We start from the raw sequence: 5164 nt of genomic DNA on the forward strand, positions 1-5164 counted from the left end.
GTTCTTTTAGTTGTTGATTTCATAACACTCTCCAATTTTGGGGGTAGAAAGTGTCAACCTTATTTAGGACGGCACAATCGTTGTAATAAGGTCGAGCATAGTCTCGACCTTTTTTAATCCTGCTTTACTTTGATTCAACAGGTGCGTTTGTCAGCCTGATCAGGTAGTATCTGTGACACGAAATTTTTGGTAGGGCGAAGGATAAATGCTAAAGGTTGCGATCAATGGATTTGGACGTATAGGTCGTAATGTTCTGCGAGCGGTGTATGAAAGCGGAAAACACCAGCAGATCAAGGTTGTGGCGGTAAACGAACTAGCACAGCCAGAGGCGATGGCACACCTACTGCAATATGACACCAGTCATGGTCGCTTTGGTAAAAAAATTTCCCATGACCAAGAACATTTGCATGTTCATCATGACAGCGGTGAATATGATTCCATTCGCATTCTCCACCTCTCCGAAATCGAATTACTTCCTTGGCGTGATTTAGAAGTTGATATCGTCTTGGATTGCACTGGCGTATTTGGTTCGCAAGCGGATGGGCAAGCGCATATAGAAGCTGGCGCGAAGAAAGTACTGTTTTCGCACCCGGGCGCAAACGACCTAGATAATACGATTATCTATGGCGTGAACCACGAAACTCTGAAAGACGAGCACCGTGTTGTCTCCAATGGCTCTTGCACCACCAACTGTATCGTTCCCATCATTAAAGTATTAGACGAAGCCTTCGGCATAGAGTCTGGCACCATTACGACAATTCATTCGTCCATGAACGATCAACAAGTAATCGATGCGTATCATAACGACTTACGCCGTACCCGCGCTGCAAGCCAATCTATTATTCCGGTGGACACTAAGTTGCATAAGGGGATTGAAAGAATCTTCCCGAAATTTTCCAACAAATTCGAAGCAATTTCTGTTCGTGTTCCAACGGTTAACGTCACTGCAATGGATTTAAGTGTCACAATTAGTACAAATGTGAAAGTTAATGACGTAAATCAAACCATTGTTAACGCATCTCAGTGTACATTACGTAACATTGTTGACTATACTGAATCGCCACTCGTTTCCATCGACTTTAACCACGACCCCCATAGTGCGATTGTGGATGGAAGCCAGACTAGAGTGAGTAACGGGCAACTCGTAAAAATGCTCGTTTGGTGCGACAACGAATGGGGCTTTGCTAACCGGATGCTGGATACTGCCTTAGCAATGCAAGCTTCTTCGCAAGTGGAACAGTAATGACGAAGAAGTGATGGAGAATTTTTATTTCAAGCCTTGAAATAAATCCATAATATCTCCATATCTATAACCAGTTTGAAGAATTAACAGGCTTGGCAGGGTTGCCGAGTTTTCAAAAACTTTAATTATTAAATATTTGAGAGGACACATCATGTCTGTAATCAAGATGACTGACCTGGATCTTGCAGGTAAACGTGTATTTATCCGTGCTGACCTAAACGTGCCAGTAAAAGACGGTAAAGTAACTTCGGATGCACGTATCATCGCATCTCTTCCAACTATTAAGCACTGCCTAGAAGCAGGCGCTAAAGTAATGGTTACGTCTCACCTAGGTCGCCCAACTGAAGGTGAATACGCTGAAGAGTTCTCTCTACAACCAGTTGTTAACTACCTAAACGACGCACTAGATTGCGAAGTGAAGCTAGCAAAAGACTACCTAGATGGCCTAGAGCTAAATGCGGGTGAACTTGTTGTTCTTGAAAACGTTCGCTTCAACAAAGGCGAAAAGAAAAACGACGAAGAGCTATCTAAGAAATATGCAGCACTATGTGACGTATTCGTAATGGACGCATTCGGTACGGCTCACCGTGCTCAAGCATCTACTCACGGCGTTGGCATGCACGCAGACGTAGCATGTGCTGGCCCTCTACTAGCAAACGAACTAGAAGCGCTAGGCAAAGCAATGGACAAGCCAGCTCGTCCAATGGTTGCTATCGTAGGTGGTTCAAAAGTTTCTACTAAGCTAACTGTTCTTGAGTCTCTATCTAAAATCGCTGACCAACTCGTTGTTGGTGGTGGTATTGCTAACACATTCATCGCAGCTGCTGGCCACAACGTTGGTAAGTCTCTATACGAAGCAGACCTAGTTGAAACAGCTAAGAAGCTAATGGACGAGTGTGCAATTCCAGTAGCAACTGACGTTGCATGTGCGAAAGCATTTGACGAGAACGCAGAAGCTGAAATCAAGCACGTTTCTGAAGTACAAGACGACGACATGATCTTCGACCTTGGTCCAGATTCAACTGCTGAACTAGCTGAAATCCTTAAAAACGCTAAGACTATCCTATGGAATGGTCCAGTAGGCGTATTCGAATTCAAGAACTTCGAAGCAGGTACTAAAGGTATCTCTGAAGCTATCGCAGCTTCTGAAGGCTTCTCTGTTGCTGGTGGTGGTGACACGCTAGCGGCTATCGACAAGTTCGGTATCAAAGCGGATGTATCTTACATCTCTACTGGCGGCGGCGCTTTCCTTGAGTTCGTAGAAGGTAAAGTTCTTCCAGCAGTAGAAATGCTAGAAGCACGCGCTAAGTAATTAAAGCAAAGCGGGGGAGTGATTCTCCCGCTTTCTTGTTTGCTGCAACGTGTGAGGAACTCTGCTAGAATAGCCTCAGTTGTGAGCAAACGTTTGCAAGATTTTCAACTTAACAAGTTTTGTTTAAAAACGACAGATAAATAGGATTACATCCATGTCTAAGATCTTCGACTTCGTAAAACCAGGTGTTATCTCTGGCGATGACGTTCAGAAAGTATTTGAAGTTGCAAAAGAAAACAGCTTTGCACTTCCAGCAGTAAACTGTGTGGGTACTGACTCTGTAAACGCAGTACTTGAAGCAGCTGCAAAAGTTAAAGCTCCAGTTATCGTTCAGTTCTCTAACGGTGGCGCTGCTTTCTTTGCTGGTAAAGGTCTAAAACTTGAAGGTCAAGAAGCTCAAATCCTAGGTGCTGTTGCTGGTGCGAAATACGTTCACGCTGTAGCTGAAGCTTACGGTGTTCCAGTAATCCTACACACTGACCACGCAGCTAAGAAACTACTTCCTTGGATCGACGGTCTACTAGACGCTGGTGAAGAGTACTTCGCGCAAACTGGTAAGCCACTATTCTCTTCTCACATGATCGACCTTTCTGAAGAGTCTCTAGAAGAGAACATCGAAATTTCTGCTAAGTACCTTGAGCGCATGGCTAAAATGAACATGACTCTAGAAATCGAACTAGGTTGTACTGGTGGTGAAGAAGACGGCGTTGACAACTCTGATATGGATGCGTCTGAGCTATACACTTCTCCAGAAGACGTTGCATACGCATACGAGAAACTAAGCGCAATCAGCCACCGTTTCACTATCGCAGCATCTTTCGGTAACGTACACGGCGTATACAAGCCAGGTAACGTTGTACTAACTCCAACTATCCTACGTGATTCTCAAGCGCACGTTTCTGAGAAATTCGGTCTTCCAGCGAACTCTCTAAACTTCGTATTCCACGGCGGTTCAGGTTCTTCTCTAGAAGAAATCCGTGAATCTATCGGCTACGGTGTAATCAAAATGAACATCGATACTGATACACAGTGGGCTACTTGGGATGGTATCCGTAAGTTCGAAGCTGAAAACCACGATTACCTACAAGGTCAGATCGGTAACCCAACTGGTGAAGATGCACCAAACAAGAAGTACTACGATCCACGCGTATGGCTACGTGCAGGCCAAGCTTCAATGGTTACTCGTCTAGAGCAAGCATTTGCTGACCTTAACGCAGTTGACGTACTATAATCGTTACTGATTAAGTTACTTAAAAACCCGCTCTTTGAGCGGGTTTTTTTATGTCTATCACTTTCTTCCCTGCTGCTTTCTCCCGATATTTTTATGCGTTAGATTGTATTTGCTAGTGAGATATCTCACCTTTAACGTTTTTTTAAAGAAAACATGGGAATATCAGTCTTAAGAGTGGCGAAATCAGAGTGCATTGCGTAACCTGTAACAAGTCAGTGTCAGAAAGCTCTGATAAAGTCTTGTTTTGCATATCTTTGCGAAACTCTGACTTTGAAAAAAGTCAGAGTTGGGATATTGTGCCAAAAATCTGACACTGTTCAGTGGAGCAATAGGGATGTTGTTTTAGAAAAGAGCCTTTAAAAAACAAGGTTCATAAATTAACGGCAATTGGATTTATATCTCTTTATTTTTGAGGATAAGAATTATGGCAGGTGAATCGGTGGGTATCGATACCACTTTAACGGATGGTCTAACTCAGGCTGAAACTTGGTTGACAAACAATTCAGATCTACTGGTTCAGTACGGTGTGAACATTATCTCTGCGCTGCTTATTCTGTTTATCGGTAATCTTATCGTTAAGGCAGTCGCTGGTAGTGTTTCTAAAGTACTAGAAAAGAAAAACATGGATAAGGCCGTCGTTGAATTTATTCACGGTCTTGTTCGTTACTTGCTATTTGTAATCGTGCTAATCGCGGCTCTTGGTCGATTAGGAGTTCAAACCGCTTCTGTTGTTGCTGTGATTGGTGCGGCAGGTCTTGCTGTTGGTCTTGCACTACAAGGTTCGCTATCAAACTTTGCAGCAGGCGTACTTATTGTTGCGTTCCGTCCATTCAAATCAGGCGACTACGTAGAAATCGGTGGTGTAGCGGGTAGTGTTGAAGCAATTCAAATCTTCCAAACCGTTCTAAAAACACCAGATAACAAAATGGTTGTTGTGCCTAACTCTTCAGTTATCGGCGGTGCCATTACTAACTACTCTCGCCATGCGACACGACGTGTCGACCTAGTGATTGGTGTTTCATACAAAGCAGACCTTAAACTAACCAAGAAAGTGATTCGTGAGACGCTAGAGAAAGATCCACGTATCTTGAAAGACCCAGATATCACAATTGGTGTACTTACGTTAGCAGACTCTTCAGTTAACTTTGTGGTTCGTCCATGGGTGAAAACTGCAGATTACTGGGGCGTATACTTTGATGCAATGCAAGGTATTAAAGAAGCATTGGATGAAAATGGTATCGAGATTCCATTCCCACAAATGGATGTTCACCTGAACAAAGTCGACGCTTAATCAAAAGCAGTTGACCCGTCCTGATATGGGTTGACACTTTTTAACTAAAACGCTCGATGTACTTCATCGGGCGTTTTGTATTTTAAA

The 5164-nt window shown here is 43.4% G+C and carries 4 protein-coding genes; all 4 read left to right on the top strand.

Features of this window, described 5'->3' with window-relative positions:
* The first annotated feature begins 205 nt into the window (after window positions 1–205).
* The 4 genes from epd to mscS all read left to right on the top strand — a co-directional run bounded on the left by epd (window position 206) and on the right by mscS (window position 5077).
* Window positions 206–1243 carry an erythrose-4-phosphate dehydrogenase gene (gene epd / locus R7Z77_RS23560; RefSeq protein WP_005384545.1) on the top strand — a complete coding sequence of 346 codons (1038 nt, stop codon included), beginning with the start codon at window positions 206–208 and terminating at the stop codon, window positions 1241–1243.
* A gap of 151 nt (window positions 1244–1394) precedes the next feature.
* On the top strand, window positions 1395–2555 hold the full coding sequence (locus R7Z77_RS23565; RefSeq protein WP_005384547.1) for a phosphoglycerate kinase: 1161 nt from the start codon (window positions 1395–1397) through the stop codon (window positions 2553–2555).
* Between the two features lie 154 nt (window positions 2556–2709).
* The gene (fbaA, locus tag R7Z77_RS23570) at window positions 2710–3786 is read left to right on the top strand and encodes a class II fructose-bisphosphate aldolase (RefSeq protein ID WP_005380996.1); all 1077 of its coding nucleotides are present in this window, start codon (window positions 2710–2712) and stop codon (window positions 3784–3786) included.
* A 424-nt stretch (window positions 3787–4210) separates the two neighbouring features.
* Entirely contained in the window at window positions 4211–5077 is an 867-nt protein-coding gene (gene mscS / locus R7Z77_RS23575) for a small-conductance mechanosensitive channel MscS (RefSeq protein ID WP_005380995.1), read from the top strand.
* Window positions 5078–5164 lie beyond the last annotated feature (87 nt).

This window comes from Vibrio sp. 1401 (genome assembly GCF_033340295.1).

Bases quoted from the DNA above. Each gene is read 5' to 3' on its own strand.
- mscS (WP_005380995.1), top strand. From the start codon at position 4,211: ATGGCAGGTGAATCGGTGGGTATCGATACCACTTTAACGGATGGTCTA.
- fbaA (WP_005380996.1), top strand. From the start codon at position 2,710: ATGTCTAAGATCTTCGACTTCGTAAAACCAGGTGTTATCTCTGGCGAT.
- R7Z77_RS23565 (WP_005384547.1), top strand. From the start codon at position 1,395: ATGTCTGTAATCAAGATGACTGACCTGGATCTTGCAGGTAAACGTGTA.
- epd (WP_005384545.1), top strand. From the start codon at position 206: ATGCTAAAGGTTGCGATCAATGGATTTGGACGTATAGGTCGTAATGTT.